Raw genomic sequence first — 17668 nt, forward strand, 5'->3', positions numbered from 1 at the left:
GACGGGGCTAATAAGCTGGATTTTCGGCCACTTAGGCTATAATTGACCCGGTAGACGGGCGCCGCATGGGCACCCGCGCCAACTCCGCATTCAGGTTCCATGAAGCCGCCGCGCAAGCTGCATATCAAGTCATATGGCTGCCAGATGAACGTCTACGATGCGCAGCGCATGGTGGACACGCTGGCGGGCGAAGGCTTTGTCGAGACCGACAGCGCCGAGGATGCGGATCTCGTCATCCTCAACACCTGCCATATCCGCGAGAAGGCTTCCGAAAAGGTCTACTCCGAACTCGGGCGCTTGCGCGTCGCCAAGGATGAAGCCGCGCGCCAGGGACGCGAGATGCGCATCGCGGTCGCCGGCTGCGTCGCGCAGGCCGAGGGCGAAGAGATCATCCGCCGCGCGCCGACCGTCGACGTCGTGGTCGGCCCACAGAGCTATCATCATCTGCCGCAGCTGCTGGCCCGCGCCAAAAGCCATGGCCGCGCGCTGGAGACCGAATTCCCGGTCGAGGACAAGTTCGGCTTTCTGCCGCCGCCGAAGCCCGCGGCGATCCGCGCGCGGGGCATCTCGTCGTTCGTCACCGTGCAGGAAGGCTGCGATAAGTTCTGCACCTTCTGCGTGGTGCCTTACACGCGTGGTGCGGAAGTCTCCCGGCCAGTTGCAAAAATCATCGACGACGTGATGCGGCTTGCCGACAATGGCGTGCGCGAGATCACGCTGATCGGGCAGAACGTCAACGCCTATCACGGCGAAGGTCCGGACGGACGGACCTGGCCGCTTGGCGCGCTGCTCACTCGCCTCGCCGAAATCCCCGGCATCGTGCGCCTGCGCTATTCGACCAGCCATCCCCGCGACGTCGATGATTCGCTGCTGGAAGCGCATCGCGACCTGCCCGAACTGATGCCGTTCGTGCATCTGCCGGTACAATCCGGCTCCGACCGCATTCTGGCTGCCATGAACCGGAAGCATACCGCGGATGATTACCGCCGCGTCATCGACCGATTTCGCGAGAGCCGCCAAGATATTGCATTTTCATCGGATTTTATCGTCGGCTTCCCCGGCGAAACCGAGGGAGAATTTGCCGCCACCCTCGCGCTTGTCACGCAAATCGGATACGCTGGGGCTTATTCGTTCAAATATTCGCCGCGGCCCGGCACGCCGGCGGCGGACATGCGGGAGACGGTGTCAGCGGCAGAAATGGACGAGCGATTGGGGCGGCTTCAGGAATTGATCGACAGCCAGCAATCGGCCTTCAACAAGGCCATGATTGGCAAGACTGTCGATGTGCTGTTCGAACGCGCGGCCCGCAACCCCGGCCAGATCGTCGGCCGCACCGCCTATCTGCAGCCCGCGCATGTAATGGCATCACCGGATATCATCGGAAAAGTGCTGCCGGTCTCCATCGACAGCCTGGAGCGCTACAGCCTGCTCGGCGAACTCGCAGCGCCCTCCGCGCGACCCGCTTTATCGACGCTTTCACCCATGACCGATTCTTCTCGAATAACAACGGGAGCCTGAACCCTTGCCCAAAAGCGCATCGGATTCACCTTCGCTTGCTCCCAGCCGCAAATTTGATCGCGACATGCAAATTCCGCCCGAAACCCAGGTCGTCATCGACTTCGACGACAACCGCGCCGCTTCCGCGCTGGTCGGCCCTTACGGGCAGAATCTCGCGCTGATCGAACGCCGGCTCGGCGTCGTCGTGGATTCACGCGGCAATCACATCACCATCGCCGGCTCGCGCGACGGCTGCGACGCGGCGCGGCGCGTCCTCGAGACGCTCTACGCCCAGGCGGTGCAGGGACAGGATCTGGCACAGGGCGACGTCGAAGGCGCCATCCGCGCCGTGATCGCGCAGGGATCGCTGTTCGAATTCGATCCCAAGGCCGCCAAGACCGCGTTCGAGACCATCAATCTGCGCAAGCGCCCGGTGCGGGCGCGCACCGCCGCGCAGGATTCCTACATCCGCGCACTGAAACGCAGCGAGATGGTGTTCGGCGTCGGCCCGGCCGGCACCGGCAAGACCTGGCTTGCGGTGGCGCATGCCGCGCAATTGTTCGAGCGCAAGGAAGTCGATCGCATCATCCTGACGCGACCCGCGGTCGAAGCCGGCGAACGGCTCGGCTTCCTGCCCGGCGACCTCCGCGAAAAAGTCGATCCCTATCTGCGGCCGATCTACGACGCGTTATACGACCTGATGGACGCGCGGGTGGTGGAACGCGCGCTGCAGGGCGGCGAAATCGAGATCGCGCCGCTCGCCTTCATGCGCGGCCGCACGCTGACCAACGCCGTCATCATCCTGGACGAGGCGCAGAACACCACCTCGATGCAGATGAAGATGTTTTTGACCCGACTTGGCGAGAACAGCCGCATGATCATCACCGGCGATCCCTCGCAGGTCGACCTGCCGAATGGCCAGACCTCGGGACTTGCCGAGGCCGTCAAGCTGCTCGACGGCGTCGAGGGGATCGCGCAGGTGAAGTTCACCGCCGAGGACGTCATCCGCCATGAACTGGTGGCGCGGATCGTCGCCGCCTATGAGGGCTTGCCGCAAAAACCGGCGACCGGCAGATCCTGATGGCCAGACCTTTGGCTTTGGGCGCGCAGCAGGCGGGCCCGGGCCGCAACCCGAATGCTGGACTGCAAAACCCTGGAACGAAATTGTCTTCCGTCCACCCCGTAACCGAAGTCCTCGTGGTCGCCGATTGCTGGCAGACCGAGCCCGACGCCGAGGCGGTGATCCATCGCGCCATCAACGCGGCCGCCGAAATCGCCGATGCCGATGTCGGCGAAGCGGAACTGGCAGTCATGCTGACCGACGATTCCGGGATTCGAACCCTGAACAGCAATTGGCGCGGCATCGACAAGCCGACCAATGTGCTATCGTTTCCGGCGTTGCAGCCGACCGGTGCGGGAACGCCCGACGATGCACCGCGCATGCTCGGCGATATCGCCATCGCCTATGAGACGACGCGCAAAGAGGCCGACGACGAACAAAAACCGTTCGATCACCATCTTAGCCATCTTGCGGTGCACGGGTTCCTGCATCTGATCGGCTACGATCACGAAAAAGACGACGACGCCGAAGCCATGGAGGGTCTCGAGCAGGAGATCCTCGCGCAGCTCGGCATTCCGGATCCATATGCGGATCGCGATCCCCATGCGGACCGGGAGCGGATGGACTGACATGCCGGACTCCGACCCTACCCACGACAATCCGCGCAACACGTCCAACCTTCCGGCCGTGGTGCAGGAAGGCGAGGTGCTGCGCCCGACAGCGGAGAACTGGCTGACCCGCGCGATCCGCACGCTGTTCGGCTGGAAGCCGGGATCGGTCCGCGCCGATCTGCAGGTCGTGCTCGATGCCTCGACGCCGGACGAGGTGGGCTTTTCCGCCATCGAGCGCACCATGTTGCGCAATATCCTCGGGCTGCACGAACGGCGCATCGCCGACGTGATGGTGCATCGCGCCGACATCGTCGCGGTCAAGCGCGACATCCCGCTCGGCGAATTGATGAGCCTGTTCGAGAGCGCGGCGCATTCGCGCCTCGTCGTTTACAACGAGACCCTCGACGACCCCGAGGGCATCGTGCACATCCGCGACCTCCTGGCGTTCATGACCGCGAAGGCGCGGGTCGGCGACACCACCAAGGCGAAGCGCAAGAAACCTTTCCCCGCGGGCCTCGATCTGCGCGCGGTCGACCTGGCGCAGCCGCTGGCGGACGCCAACATCATCCGCAAGCTGCTCTACGTGCCGCCGTCGATGCGGGCGATCGACCTTCTGGCGCAGATGCAGGCCTCGCGCATCCATCTGGCGCTGGTGGTCGACGAATATGGCGGCACCGACGGGCTGGTGTCGATCGAGGACATCGTCGAGCAGATCGTCGGCGAAATCGACGACGAGCATGACAGCGACGAGCCGCCGGCGATCGTGCGGCAGGCGGATAATTCATTCATCGCCGATGCCCGCGCCAGCCTCGAGGACGCCCGTTCGGTGATCGGCGAGGACTTCATCACCGGCGAGGCCGGCGAAGAGGTCGCAACCCTTGGCGGCTATCTGGTGTCGCAAGTCGGCCGCCTGCCGGTACGCGGCGAAGTCATTTCAGGGCCCGGTACTTACGAGATCGAAGTGCTCGACGCCGATCCGCGGCGGGTCAAGCGGCTGCGCATTGCGGTTCGCAAGGAACGGCCCGCCCCCCGCACGCAGCGCGAAAGCCGCCGCCGTGAAGCTGCGCCCGACACCAATGCGCCGCAGGCCAATGACAACGCGCCGCCATCGTCCAGCGATGGAGCCGGCTCGCAGTGATTCCCGCCAGCAAACTGCGCACCGCCGGTCTTGCGATCATCCTGGCCTGGGGATGGAAGCGCGCCGTTCTTGCGCTGGTGGCCGGCGCATTGTCGGCACTGGCAATGGCGCCGTTCAATGCATGGCCGCTGCTGTTCCTGACCTTTCCGGTCGCGGTCTGGCTGATCGACGGCGCCGGTGCGGGGCGATGGCGCGGCGTGCCGGCGGCGGCGATGTCGGGCTTCTGGTTCGGGCTCGGCTATTTCGTCGTTGGACTTTACTGGATCGGGTATGCCTTCCTGGTCGATGCGCCAACGTTCGCCTGGCTGATGCCGTTCGCCGTGCTGGGCCTGCCGGCCTATCTCGCGCTGTTCACCGCGGCAGGCTTTGCGCTGGCGCGCCTGCTCTGGACCCGCGACGCTTCGCGCCTGCTCGCGCTCGCGATCAGCCTGACGATAACAGAGTGGCTGCGCGGCCACCTGCTGTCGGGATTTCCCTGGAATTCGTTCGGCTACGCGCTGTCGGAGCCGCTGGCGCTGGCCCAGACTGCATCGCTGATCGGGCTGTGGGGGATGACGTTCCTCACGGTGGCGATCTTCGCAAGCCCGGCGGTCCTGATCGATGGCACCTCGCGGGGCCGAAAACCCTGGCTCGCGCCGGTGGCGGCGCTCGGCTTGCTCGCGGTCATGGCCGTGTTCGGCGCCGTCAGGCTGTCGATGCAGCCGACCGTGCTGGCAAAGGTCAAGCTGCGCATCATGCAGCCCAATCTGCAGCAGGACGTCAAATTCAATTACGCCGCCAAGGCGGAGGTGATGCAGAAATATCTGACACTGTCCGATCGGGCTTCGGGGCCGCAATCGACCGGCGTGAGCGATGCACAGATTTTGATCTGGCCGGAATCGGCGTTCCCGTTCTTTTTGACCCGCGAAGCCGATGCGATGGCGCAGATCGCCGACCTGCTGCCGAGGGGTACCGTGCTGATCACCGGCTCGGTGCGCGCGCCCGACCTCCCGCCCGGCGTGCGAATCACGCGCGCCTACAACTCGATATATGCGATCGACCACGACGGCAGCGTGTTGTCGGTTTATGACAAGCTTCATCTGGTGCCTTTCGGCGAATATCTGCCGTTTCAGGATTGGATGGAAAAACTCGGCTTCGTGCAGCTAACGAGAGTCCAGGGCGGCTTCATTCCGGGCACCCGCCGCCGCGCCATGGACATCCCGAACGCGCCGCGGGCGCTGCCCCTGATCTGCTACGAGGCGATATTTCCCGGCGATATAACGACACGCGACGATCGCCCGGGCTGGATCATCAACGTCACCAATGATGGCTGGTTCGGAATTTCGACCGGCCCCTATCAGCATCTGCAGCAGATGCGCCTGCGCGCCGTCGAAGAAGGCTTGCCCGTTGTTCGTGCAGCCAACACCGGCATTTCAGCCGTGATCGATCCCTCGGGGCGTATTGTCGCACGGCTCGGCCTTGGCATTGAAGGCGTCCTGGATGCCAACCTGCCATCGGCTTTGCCGCCGACGATTTATGCCCGTGTTAGAGACATTCCAACGGGCATGATTCTGGCTGTTGCGTTGCTGCTGGTCATCCGGCGCCGCTTTGCAAGGCGAAAGTCCTGAGACTTGCATGTTGCTGGTTGTTGCTGTCGCGGAAAAAAGCGGCCCGCGCGAATCCACTAACTAGTTGACAGACCGACCGCGCAATTCGCATTCTGGGTTCCGCAACCAAAAACAAGAACCAGTCAGTTCATTGCTCAAATTGTCCGCAGTTCAACCCGATCCTCCGAGCAGGATTTGACGGTACCGGCGCCTGAGGCATAGTCCGCTTATGCCTCATTCCCCGGCGCGTAATCCCAGGAGTGTTGGAGATGTCCACCAAAGCGCCAGACCCTGTTGACAAATATGTCGGCAGCCGCGTTCGCATGCGACGCATCATGCTGGGCATGAGCCAGGAAAAACTCGGCGAGGCATTGGGCCTCACCTTCCAGCAGGTTCAGAAATACGAAAAGGGCACCAACCGGGTCGGCGCCAGCCGCCTGCAGCGGATCTCGGAAATCTTGCAGGTGCCGGTATCGTTTTTGTTCGACGGCGGGCCGAGCGGTGCTGTCAATGCCGACGGCTTCAGCGAATCCAGTTCGCCCGCCTACGTTTCCGACTTTCTCGCCACCTCCGAAGGCCTGGCGCTGACGCGAGCGTTCACGCGCATTACCGACGCCAAAATGCGCCGCAGTATCGTCGAACTGGTCGAACAGATCGCCGCGCGCGAAGGTCCCGACCAGCGCTGATATCAGCTGCCATAACCGGATGTTCCGATTGACGCGCCCGCCGGCGCGAGCGCATGACATTGGAGCGTTTTTGAGCGAAGTGGGAACCGGTTCGCAAAGCAATCAAGTTTACGCAGATTGCGTAGACTTATCTGCGGTAGAAAACGCGTCAAAGCAAGAATCTAGAGTTTCGGTTCTGATTCAATCAGAACCGAAGCTCTAGCCGAATTCCATGAAGGCAAAGCGCTGATGACCGGAACCACCGCCAATCCGTTTGATCCCAGTTCAATCCTCGACGGCATCCGCCGCTGGGTCGAAATCGAGACGCCGACCGAGGTGCCCGCACAGGTCAACAAGCTCGCCGACCTTGTTACTGATGGCTACCGCGACCTGCCCGTGACCGTTGAGCGGATCGCAGGAAAGGACGGATGCGGCGATCATCTGGTCGCGCGTTCGTCATGGGGGCAGGACGCGCCGGGCATCCTGGTGCTGAGCCATCTCGATACCGTGCATCCGCTGGGATTCATCGAGCGGCTGCCGTTCAAGATCGAGGGCGACAGCGCCTTCGGTCCCGGCATTTATGACATGAAGGGCGGCGCCTATCTCGCCTACCATGCCTTTCGCCAGATTTGTGCCGACAGCGCGCGACCGCCGCTCGGCATCACCCAGATGTTCGTCTCCGATGAAGAAATCGGCAGCCCGACGTCGCGCGCACTGATCGAGGTCGAGGGGCGCAAGGCCAAGTATGTGCTGGTGACCGAGCCCGCCCGCGACGGCGGCAAAATCGTCACCGGACGCAAGGGCGTCGCGCGCTTCGAAGTCTTCATCAAGGGCGTGCCGTCGCATGCCGGCACGCGGCCCGAGGACGGCCGCAGCGCCATCCGCGAACTCGGCAACGTCATTCAGACGCTGGAGGCGATGAACGACCTCAAGCGTGGCGTGTCCGTCAATGTCGGCGTCGTCAGGGGCGGCACCAAGCCGAACGTGATCGCGGAGGAGGCCTATGCCGAGGTCGACATGCGCGTGCCCGGTATTGCCGAATCCGACGAGTTGGTGCCGAAGATCCTCGGCCTGAAATCACGCACCGAGGGCGTCAGCATCACCGTCACCGGCGAACTGAATCGCCCGCCTTACGAAAAGAGCAACGCCGGTGCGGCGCTTTATGAGCACGCCAAAACGCTGGCGGCCGAAATCGGTTTCGATCTCGTCGACACCTTCACCGGCGGCGGCAGCGACGGCAATTTCACCGCGCCCCACACGGCGACGCTCGACGGCCTCGGGGTCGACGGCAAGGGCGCGCATACCCATTACGAGCAGATGTACATCTCCTCGATCGAGCCGAGGGCGCGGTTGCTGCACCGGCTGTACCAGACGCTGCGATGACGGTCTCACCCCGCGACATCGGCGATCACGACGCGCCGCCGGATGACGGCGCCGCCGCGCATGCGCACGGCTCGTTCTTCGGCCGCCGCAAGGGCCACAAGCTGCGCATCCATCAGGCCGACCTGATCGACAATCTGCTGCCGCATCTGGCGCTCGATATCAGCATGCCCGCGCCTGAGGATCTCACCGACATCTTCGAGTCGAAGCCTGATGCTGTCAGGCTGGAAATCGGATTTGGCGGCGGCGAACATCTGATCGCCGAAGCGCAGGCCTTTCCCGATATCGGATTCATCGGCTGCGAGCCCTATGTCAACGGCATGGCGAAAATCCTGACGCAGATTGAAGCCCACAACATCGGCAATATCAGGCTCTACGCCGGCGACGCCGCCGAATTGCTGGCATGGGCGCCGCCGCGATCTCTGGCGCGGATCGATCTGATCCATCCCGATCCCTGGCCGAAGCGCCGGCACTGGAAGCGGCGCTTCGTGCAGGATGCCACCGTGGCCGCGATGGCCCGCATCCTCAAGCCCGGGGCTGAATTTCGTTTCGTCAGCGACATCGACGATTATTGCGCGTGGACGCTGGCGCATCTGCTGCGTTCGCCGGATTTTTCCTGGATGGCGGAACGCGCCATCGACTGGCGCGAGCCGTGGGCCGGTTACACGATGACGCGCTATGGGCGGAAGGCCGAGCGCGAGGGACGTGTCGCGGCGTATCTGCGGTTTCGGCGGGTGGGCTAAGGCCTGAGAACTCAAACCGTCGGGCGGGTCTTCCAGAAGCCGACGACGCGCTCGGCAGTCGTGGGCATCAGGCGCGCGAAATTCACGCGCGCGCTTTCGATATCGGCCGGCGACGCCGTCCGGTTCGGGCCCAGCCGCAGCAGGATCAGTGCGCGCACGATGGCCCATTCGAGGCCGATCGCCTTGCCGGCGATCAGGATCGGATCGTAGCGGTCGCCGGCAATCAGCCGGTCGAGGGTCGCGATCTTCACGCCGGTCATCGCCGCCAGCGCGGCGACGGATTCCTCGTATTTGTTTGCCTTGGCGAAATTGAGCAGCGCGCTTTCAACCAGCTGACCGTCGCGGTGCAGCGCGAGGACGGTGCGCTGCGCCGCCTCGAAGTTGCGGCCGCTGTCTGTTCGTTCGACGGCGCCGGAGATTTCGTTGATCGCCCGCTTGATCGCCACCTGCCGCGCCGGCTTGACGACTGTGAACAGGCGGCGGCGGACCACATCGATCGTTCCGGCCAGAAGGTCTTTCAGTTGTTCGGTAGAAAGATCGTCGCGCTGGCCGATCTTGAGCGTCAGCACGCCGTCCTGGCCGGCGCGCTTGATCAAGGTCGAATAGCCGTCCGACGAGAACGCTGCACCGGCATTGCCCGCCGTGCGCCTGACGACATCGCGGTCGCCGCGGCGCACGATGACATCGGTGAGGTCGGGAGAGAGCGTCGGCCGATCCGACATCGCCAGCAGATGGCCCTGCCCCTTCACGCCAGCGATTTCGATCAGGATCTGTTCGTCGATCACCGGCGAACGCCGCAGCAGCGGACCGGCGATGGCAATTTCGTCCTCATGGGCGAGCTGCCCGACCAGCCCACGCGGCGCGTTGACAAGCAGCGACAGCCGCTCGGCGAGCTCGGCTCGCGCGGCAATGTCGGCATGGGGGACCAGGCTGCTCAATACGCCGTCGAACAGATCGACGTGATCGGCGCCGAAATTGGCAGCCCCCTGCAGGAATAATTCACTGATCCGGCGCGCCGCATCGGCGCGGCGCTTGGGATCGCCGCCCCTGACGATGTCGTCCAGTCCTGGGATCAGCGTTGTCGCTGGCGTCATAAACCTATCCAAACCGGCCGAATTGGCTGGTTTTCGGCAATCTAGGTACCGTTCGTGAATGAAGGGTTAGGCTTTGGCCCGCTCGGACAGGACTCAAAATCTCCCTTAACGAGGCGTGCAAGGCCTTGCCGGATTGCGGGAAAACCGCTATATCCGCCGCAACTTATGGTTCTCATACGATCGCGTATTGAGAGTGGGCCCTTCGGGACCCGCTCTTTTTTATTACCTGAACGAGCCCAGCCCAGAAGGGCCTCACGGCACGGTTCAGGGAACCGGCCGGATCCGGGTTAGACCCGGCCTAACCTCATGTAAGTAAAGACGCTTTTGACCCTGGACATGACCGAGCCAACTGCTGTTTCAGAGGATCTTGACCTGCTCGCCGAGCCACGGCTCGTGGTCGAGCCGGGCGTCGCCGCGCGGGTTTCCGCCGTGGCAGGGCCGGTATTGCAGGGCATGGGCTACCGGCTGGTGCGGATCAAGATTTCCGGCGAGGCCGGCTGCACGGTCCAGATCATGGCCGAACGGCCCGACGGCACCATGCAGATCGAGGATTGCGAGGCGATTTCGCGGGCATTGTCGCCGGTGCTCGACGTCGCCGATCCGATCGAGCGCGCCTACCGGCTGGAGATCTCATCGCCCGGCATCGATCGTCCGCTGGTGCGCCGTTCGGACTTCGAACGCTATGTCGGTCATCTCGTGAAGATCGAGATGGCGCTCGCCTATCAGGGCCGCAAGCGCTTTCGTGGTACGCTGCAGAGCGTCGAGGGCGACGCGGTGCGGCTTCATCGCGATGACATCCGCGCGGACGAAGATGCCGACGTGCTGCTGGTCATGGAAGACATCGCCGACGCCCGTCTGGTTCTCACCGACGAGCTGATCGCGGAATCGATGCGGCGCGGCAAGGCCGCCGAGCGCGAGCTGCGGCAGAATCTCGGGCTTGAGCCACCACCGCCGCCGCACGCCAAAAAAAGCGATCCGGCCAAGAGCAACAAGCCGAAGCCCAAGACACTGAACAAGCCGCTGAAGAAGCCGTTACCGAAGAATACCAAGAAACATCGCCTCGCCGCGCAAGGTTTGCCCGGCGGCGAATTCGATCCCACCGAAGGAGACTGAGCCATGGCAGCTGTCAGCGCCAATAAACTCGAACTGCTGCAGATCGCAGATGCGGTTGCCCGCGAAAAGTCGATCGACCGCGGCATCGTGATCGCGGCGATGGAAGACGCCATCGCGAAAGCGGCCCGCGCCCGCTACGGCAGCGAGACCGACGTTCACGCGGAGATCGACGCCAAGAAGGGCGAGCTCCGGCTGTCGCGCCACATGCTGGTCGTCGACGTGGTGGAGAATTCGTCGAACCAGATTTCGCTGGCCGATGCGCAGCGCGCCAATCCGGGCGCCCAGGTCGGCGACACCATCGCCGACACCTTGCCGCCGCTAGAATATGGCCGCATCGCCGCGCAATCCGCCAAGCAGGTGATCGTGCAGAAGGTGCGCGAGGCCGAGCGCGACCGGCAGTATCAGGAATTCAAGGATCGCATCGGCGACATCGTCAACGGTATCGTCAAGCGCGTCGAATATGGCAGCGTGATCGTCGATCTCGGCCGCGGTGAAGCCATCGTGCGCCGTGACGAGATGCTGCCGCGCGAAGTATTCCGCAACGGCGACCGCGTCCGCGCCTATATCTTCGACGTCCGCCGCGAAACCCGCGGGCCGCAGATCTTCCTGTCCCGCACCCATCCGCAGTTCATGGCAAAACTGTTCGCGCAGGAAGTGCCGGAAATCTATGACGGTATCGTCGAGATCAAGGCGGTCGCCCGCGATCCCGGTTCGCGCGCCAAAATCGGCGTTATTTCGCGGGATTCCTCGGTCGATCCGGTCGGCGCCTGCGTCGGTATGCGCGGTTCGCGCGTGCAGGCGGTGGTGAACGAACTGCAGGGCGAGAAGATCGACATCATTCCGTGGTCGCCCGATATCGCGACCTTCGTCGTCAACGCGCTGGCGCCCGCCGAAGTCGCCAAGGTCGTGATCGACGAAGACCGCGAGCGTATCGAGGTCGTGGTGCCCGACACCAACAACCAGCTGTCGCTGGCGATCGGTCGCCGCGGACAGAATGTGCGGCTCGCTTCGCAGCTCACCGGCTGGGACATCGACATCCTCACCGAGCAGGAAGAATCCGAGCGCCGCCAGGCCGATTTCGAGAACTCGACGCGGGTGTTCATGGAAGCACTGAATGTCGACGAAGTGGTCGGCCAGTTGCTGGCGTCGGAAGGCTTCACCTCGGTCGAGGAACTCGCGCTGGTCGACGTCAAGGAACTCGCCGGCATCGAGGGCTTCGACGAGGAGACCGCCAACGAACTGCAGAGCCGTGCAAAAGAATACCTGGAACAGCTCGAGACCGAGCTGGAAAACAAACGCAAGGAACTCGGTGTGGATGACGCTTTGAAGGCAGTACCCGGCGTGACCTCGAAGATGCTGGTCAAGTTCGGCGAGAATGACATCAAGTCGGTCGAGGATCTGGCCGGTTGCGCCACCGACGATCTGGTTGGCTGGACCGAGCGCAAGGAAGGCGCCGAGCCGACCAAGTTCCCCGGCATTCTCGACGCCAACGAAATCTCGCGCGACGATGCCGAGCGCATGATCATGCAGGCCCGCGTCATCGCCGGCTGGATCACCGAGGCCGACCTTGCCAAGCAGTCCGAGGCGGCGGAAGCCACCGAAGACCAGACGGCGTAAGGAGATGCCCCGCGCATGCTCGCCATGGCTGACCCCGATCTCGACAACGGACCGCGGACCGACAGGTCCGCGACGATGCGGATGTGCGCGGTCACCCGTGAGGTGCGCCCGATCGACGAACTGATCCGATTCGTGGTCTCGCCCCAGGGCGAGGTCGTTCCGGATCTGAAGCGCAAGCTCCCCGGCCGCGGCCTGTGGGTCTCGGCATCGCGCCGGACCGTTGCGGAAGCGGTGCGGCGTAACCAATTTAGCAGGGGCTTCAAGCGCGACATCCGGGCCGCCGCGACCCTCCCCGCCGACACCGAGGCTTTGCTGGTTCGCAGCGCGACCGAGGCGCTGGCGATGGTCGCCAAGGCCGGCCAGGTCGTCTCCGGTTTCAGCAAGGTCGAGGGCGCGCTCCGGGACGGGGAGGCCCAGGCCCTGATCCACGCTTCCGACGGCGCGGCCGACGGAATCCGCAAATTGGACGCGATCGTGCGGCAAAAGCGCGGAAATGCGGATGAATCGGAGGAATTTTCGACCAGATTTCCGATCGTCAATGTTCTGACGTCGGGAGAATTGGATTTGGCACTGGGGCGGTCAAATGTGATACATGCTGCCCTGCTCGCGGGCCCGGCGAGCAAGACGTTCCTGTCGCGCTGCCAGATCCTGGTCCGATACCGGATGGCCGATGACGACAAGACCGAAGGAAGCGGCCAGAAATTCTGACTAACAAGATGTGCTTTAACGACTGTGCGAATGCGCACTACGCAACAAGATTAGGACTGCTGAATGGTTGATACCAAAACGCCTGGCGACAAGACTTTGAGTGTCCCGACCAAGACCTTGACGCTCAAGCCGCGCGTCGAGACGGGCACCGTACGCCAGAGCTTCAGCCATGGCCGGACCAAGCAGGTCGTGGTCGAGAAGCGCGGCAAGCGCCGCCTCGGTGGCGACGCGCCCGCCGGCGAAACCCATGCGCCCGAACCTGTGGTCGCCAAGCCGGCGCCGGTCGTCGCCAAAGCGCCAAGCCGCCCCTCAGCGCCAGCCGCGCCCCGCGCCGGCTCCGGCGTGGTGTTGCGCACGCTGACCGAGGACGAACGTTCCGCGCGCGCCAGCGCGCTGGCCGATGCCAAGGTCCGTGACATCGAGGAACGTCGGCTGGCGGAAGAAGAAGCCAAGCGCCGCAGCAGCAAGGAAGGCATCGAGCAGGCCGAACGCGAAGCCGCCGAAGCGCGCCGCAAGGCCGAGGAAGAACGTCACCGCCTGGAAGAAGAAGCCAAGCGCAAGGCCGAACTCGAAGCCAAGAAGCGTTTTGGCGAGGCCGAAGCCAAGGCCGCAACAACCGCCGCACCCGGCACCACCACTACCACCACCGCGCGCCCCGCGGCCCGGCCGACGGCCTCGGCAGTGCCGCCCGCGCGCGCGCCGGGCGTTGCCGCCGACGCCTCCGATGAGGATGAAGGTCCACGCCAGATCCGCCGTGGCCCCGGCGGCGCCATGCGCCCCGCCGTGCCGCCGAAGACGACCCACAAGCCCGGACCGCAAAAGGAACGCGGCCGCCTGACGCTGGTCACCGCCCTGGACGCCGACAATGTGCGCGAGCGTTCGATCGCCTCGTTCCGCCGCCGCACCCAGCGCCTGAAGGGACACGCCTCGAACGAGCCGAAGGAAAAGATCATCCGCGAAGTGGTGATCCCGGAAGCGATCAACATCCAGGAACTCGCCAACCGCATGTCGGAACGCGCGGTCGACGTCATCCGCCTGCTGATGAAGCAGGGCGCGATGCACAAGATCACCGACGTGATCGACGCCGACACCGCGCAGCTGATCGCCGAGGAACTGGGCCATACCGTCAAGCGCGTGGCCGCGTCCGACGTCGAAGAGGGTCTGTTCGACATCGTCGACGATTCCACCGACACCGAACCGCGGTCGCCGGTCGTGACCGTGATGGGCCATGTCGATCACGGCAAGACCTCGCTGCTCGACGCGCTCCGCCATGCCAACGTGGTTTCGGGCGAAGCCGGCGGCATCACCCAGCATATCGGCGCCTATCAGGTGACTTCACCGGAAAGCGGCAAGAAGATCACCTTCATCGATACGCCCGGCCACGCCGCGTTCACCGCGATGCGTGCGCGCGGCGCCAAGGTCACCGATATCGTGATCCTGGTGGTGGCGGCCGATGACGGCGTCATGCCGCAGACCATCGAGGCGATCAACCACGCCAAGGCGGCGAAGGTTCCAATGATCATCGCGATCAACAAGATCGACAAGCCCGACGCCAAGCCGGAGCGCGTGCGCACCGAGCTGTTGCAGCACGAGGTTCAGGTCGAGTCGTTCGGCGGCGACGTCGTCGACGTCGAGGTATCAGCCAAGAACAAGACCAATCTCGACAAGCTGCTGGAAATGATCGCGCTGCAGGCCGAACTGCTCGACCTCAAGACCAACGCGGAACGTCCCGCCGAAGGTACCGTGATCGAAGCCAGGCTCGATCGCGGCCGGGGTCCGGTTGCGACCGTGCTGGTGCAGCGCGGAACCCTGCGCATCGGCGACATCATCGTGGCCGGCGCCGAAATGGGCCGCGTCCGCGCCCTTATCAACGATCAGGGCGTGAACATCGACGAGGCCGGACCTTCGGTGCCGGTCGAGGTGCTCGGCTTCAACGGTCCGCCGGAAGCCGGCGACCGCCTAGCGGTGGTCGAGAACGAAGCCCGCGCCCGCCAGGTCACGAGCTATCGCGCCCACCAGAAGCGCGAAAACGCGGCTGCCTCGATTTCCGGCATGCGCGGTTCGCTCGAACAGATGATGTCGCAGCTCAAGACGTCGGGCCGCAAGGAATTCCCGCTGATCATCAAGGCCGACGTGCAAGGTTCGCTCGAAGCCATCTTGGGATCGCTGGAAAAGCTCGGCACCGACGAAGTTGCCGCGCGCATCCTGCATGCGGGCGTCGGCGGCATCTCCGAATCGGACGTGACGCTGGCGGAAGGTTTCAACGCCGCCATCATCGGCTTCTCGGTTCGTGCCAACAAGGAAGCGGCGGCCGCCGCCAAGCGCAACGGCATCGAGATCCGCTATTACAACATCATCTACGATCTGGTCGACGACATCAAAAAGGCGATGTCCGGCCTGCTCGCGCCGACGCTGCGCGAAACCATGCTGGGCAATGCGCAGATCCTGGAAGTGTTCAACATTTCCAAGGTCGGCAAGGTCGCCGGCTGCCGCGTCACCGACGGCACCGTGGAACGCGGCGCCAATGTACGCCTCATTCGCGACAACGTGGTTGTGCATGAAGGCAAGCTCTCGACACTGAAGCGCTTCAAGGACGAAGTGAAGGAAGTGCAGTCCGGCCAGGAATGCGGCATGGCGTTCGAGAATTACGGCGACATGCGCGCCGGCGACGTTATCGAGTGTTATCGCGTGGAGACGATCCAGCGGAGCCTGTAAGTCTGAACCTTACGGCTTCGTCGGAAGACATTGTAATAGTTCGACGTCATGCCCGGACAAAAGCGCGAAGCGCGTCTTCGCATTAGTGTTCCGGGCATCCACGTCCCAGAGAATTCAGCAGCAAGAAAGACGTAGATGGCCGGGATTAGCCCGGCCATGACGGATTTGTTTTTGAGAGACGGCCATGCCCCGCCACCACAGCAAGAGTTCCGCCCCCGGCGGCTCACAACGCCAATTGCGCGTCGGCGAAACCGTGCGCCATGCGGTCGCCGATATTCTGTCGCAAGGTAGCGTGCATGACCCCGATCTCGAGGGTCACATCATCACGGTTCCGGAGGTGCGCATGTCACCGGACCTGAAGCTTGCAACCGTCTATGTGATGCCGCTCGGCGGACGCGACACCGATGTCGTGATCGCAGCGCTCGCGCGCCACAAGAAATTCCTGCGCGGCGAGATCGCGCACCGCGTTAACCTAAAGTTTGCGCCTGATCTTCGCTTCCGCGTCGACGAACGATTCGATGAAGCGGAACGGATCGAGAAATTACTGAGAACACCTGCGGTGCAAAGAGACCTCGCACCCGATTCGGACGACAAGTGATGGTTGTGAACACTGCAAACAGCGTCATCGATTCGCAAAATGCCGAATCGCATGACGCCGAAAAAAATATTTTCACCGAAACGCGCAACGAAGATTCCCGGCGCGGCGACGATACGCGGCGCGGCAATAACGATCCGCGCCAGAACAAGCATCAAGGCAAACAGCAACGGCAGAATAATCAGCCGCGCCGCGACAAGCGCGACGTCCATGGCTGGGTGATTCTCGACAAGCCGATCGGCATGACCTCGACGCACGCGGTCGCGGTGCTCAAGCGCCTGTTCCAGGCCAAGCGCGCCGGCCATGCCGGTACCCTCGACCCGCTTGCCTCCGGCGGTTTGCCGATCGCGCTGGGCGAAGCCACCAAGACGGTCCCGTTCGTGATGGACGGCCGCAAGCGCTACCGCTTCACCGTGAGTTGGGGCGAGGAACGCGATACCGACGACACCGAGGGCCGGGCGACCAGGACCAGCGATCTCAGGCCCTCCGCCGAGGCGATCCGGGCGCTGCTGCCGCAATTCACCGGCCTGATCGAGCAGATCCCGCCGCAATATTCCGCGATCAAGGTCCAGGGCGAACGGGCCTATGATCTGGCCAGAGACGGCGAAACCGTCGAATTGAAGCCGCGACCGGTCGAGATTCACGAATTAACCCTTGTAGAACATACAGATAGCGGCCAATCCGTGTTCGAGGCCGAGTGCGGCAAGGGAACCTATGTCCGGGCGCTGGCCCGCGATATCGGCCGGATTCTGGGCTGTTTCGGCCATATCAGCGCCTTGCGGCGGACCCTGGTCGGTCCATTCCGCGAAACGGACATGATTCCGCTGGAACAGTTGGAGGCTTTGTGTAATAGAGCCGCGTCGGGCGAGGGCAGCCTCGCCGACGCGCTTTTGCCCGTTGAGACCGCGCTGGACGACATCCCGGCACTGGCCGTCACACGGGCTGATGCGGCAAGGCTCCACCGGGGCCAGGCCGTTTTGTTGCGCGGACGGGATGCGCCCAATTGTAGCGGCACAGTCTATGTCACGGTGGCAGGCCGGCTTCTGGCCCTCGCCGAAATTGGCAATGGCGAACTCATCCCCAAGCGTGTGTTCAACCTGACCGGACTGACTGCCAGTTCCGGTCGTAACAACGAGAAAGTTTGAC

15 protein-coding genes are annotated in these 17668 nt (G+C 63.7%); 14 read left to right on the forward strand and 1 reads right to left on the reverse strand.

The features are described from left to right. The first annotated feature begins 99 nt into the window (after positions 1–99). The 8 genes from miaB to JQ611_RS20480 all read left to right on the forward strand — a co-directional run bounded on the left by miaB (position 100) and on the right by JQ611_RS20480 (position 8680). Positions 100–1518 carry a tRNA (N6-isopentenyl adenosine(37)-C2)-methylthiotransferase MiaB gene (miaB, locus tag JQ611_RS20445; RefSeq protein WP_212466413.1) on the forward strand — a complete coding sequence of 473 codons (1419 nt, stop codon included), beginning with the start codon at positions 100–102 and terminating at the stop codon, positions 1516–1518. 4 nt (positions 1519–1522) lie between these two features. Further along, on the forward strand, positions 1523–2578 hold the full coding sequence (locus JQ611_RS20450; protein WP_212264026.1) for a PhoH family protein: 1056 nt from the start codon (positions 1523–1525) through the stop codon (positions 2576–2578). An 83-nt stretch (positions 2579–2661) separates the two neighbouring features. After that, entirely contained in the window at positions 2662–3186 is a 525-nt protein-coding gene (gene ybeY, locus JQ611_RS20455; protein WP_249133323.1) for an rRNA maturation RNase YbeY, read from the forward strand. Between the two features lies 1 nt (position 3187). Continuing rightward, on the forward strand, positions 3188–4306 hold the full coding sequence (locus JQ611_RS20460; RefSeq protein WP_249133319.1) for a hemolysin family protein: 1119 nt from the start codon (positions 3188–3190) through the stop codon (positions 4304–4306). Next, positions 4303–5913, forward strand: coding sequence for an apolipoprotein N-acyltransferase (gene lnt / locus JQ611_RS20465; protein ID WP_212466415.1), 1611 nt, complete (start codon positions 4303–4305; stop codon positions 5911–5913). The genes JQ611_RS20460 and lnt overlap by 4 nt, the downstream gene beginning before the upstream one ends. Positions 5914–6161: 248 nt before the next feature. Further along, positions 6162–6578: a helix-turn-helix domain-containing protein gene (locus JQ611_RS20470; protein WP_212386327.1), complete on the forward strand. Its 417-nt coding sequence runs from the start codon at positions 6162–6164 to the stop codon at positions 6576–6578. Positions 6579–6806: 228 nt separating this feature from the next. After that, positions 6807–7940: a M20 family metallopeptidase gene (locus JQ611_RS20475; protein ID WP_212264031.1), complete on the forward strand. Its 1134-nt coding sequence runs from the start codon at positions 6807–6809 to the stop codon at positions 7938–7940. After that, positions 7937–8680: a tRNA (guanine(46)-N(7))-methyltransferase TrmB gene (locus JQ611_RS20480; protein ID WP_212386325.1), complete on the forward strand. Its 744-nt coding sequence runs from the start codon at positions 7937–7939 to the stop codon at positions 8678–8680. Before JQ611_RS20475 ends, JQ611_RS20480 begins: the two co-directional genes overlap by 4 nt. A gap of 11 nt (positions 8681–8691) precedes the next feature. Here JQ611_RS20480 and JQ611_RS20485 read toward each other — a convergent pair whose 3' ends face one another. Continuing rightward, positions 8692–9774 carry a DUF2336 domain-containing protein gene (locus JQ611_RS20485; protein ID WP_212466416.1) on the reverse strand — a complete coding sequence of 361 codons (1083 nt, stop codon included), beginning with the start codon at positions 9772–9774 and terminating at the stop codon, positions 8692–8694. A gap of 336 nt (positions 9775–10110) precedes the next feature. Between JQ611_RS20485 and rimP the strand changes: the two genes are divergently transcribed. The 6 genes from rimP to truB all read left to right on the forward strand — a co-directional run bounded on the left by rimP (position 10111) and on the right by truB (position 17667). Further along, entirely contained in the window at positions 10111–10887 is a 777-nt protein-coding gene (gene rimP, locus JQ611_RS20490; RefSeq protein WP_212264034.1) for a ribosome maturation factor RimP, read from the forward strand. A 3-nt stretch (positions 10888–10890) separates the two neighbouring features. Continuing rightward, positions 10891–12504 (forward strand): transcription termination factor NusA, encoded by a 1614-nt coding sequence (gene nusA, locus JQ611_RS20495; protein WP_212466417.1) that lies wholly within the window; start codon positions 10891–10893, stop codon positions 12502–12504. 15 nt (positions 12505–12519) lie between these two features. Next, entirely contained in the window at positions 12520–13212 is a 693-nt protein-coding gene (locus JQ611_RS20500) for an RNA-binding protein (RefSeq protein ID WP_212466418.1), read from the forward strand. Positions 13213–13275: 63 nt separating this feature from the next. Continuing rightward, on the forward strand, positions 13276–15927 hold the full coding sequence (infB, locus tag JQ611_RS20505; protein ID WP_212466419.1) for a translation initiation factor IF-2: 2652 nt from the start codon (positions 13276–13278) through the stop codon (positions 15925–15927). A 184-nt stretch (positions 15928–16111) separates the two neighbouring features. Next, a complete protein-coding gene (gene rbfA, locus JQ611_RS20510) occupies positions 16112–16525 on the forward strand; it encodes a 30S ribosome-binding factor RbfA (RefSeq protein ID WP_212386321.1) in 414 nt (137 codons plus the stop codon). Beyond that, complete coding sequence (gene truB / locus JQ611_RS20515; RefSeq protein WP_212386437.1) at positions 16525–17667, forward strand: tRNA pseudouridine(55) synthase TruB; 1143 nt, start codon at positions 16525–16527, stop codon at positions 17665–17667. Before rbfA ends, truB begins: the two co-directional genes overlap by 1 nt. Position 17668 lies beyond the last annotated feature (1 nt).

The organism is Bradyrhizobium sp. AUGA SZCCT0182, from assembly GCF_018130185.1.
GTDB lineage: Bacteria > Pseudomonadota > Alphaproteobacteria > Rhizobiales > Xanthobacteraceae > Bradyrhizobium.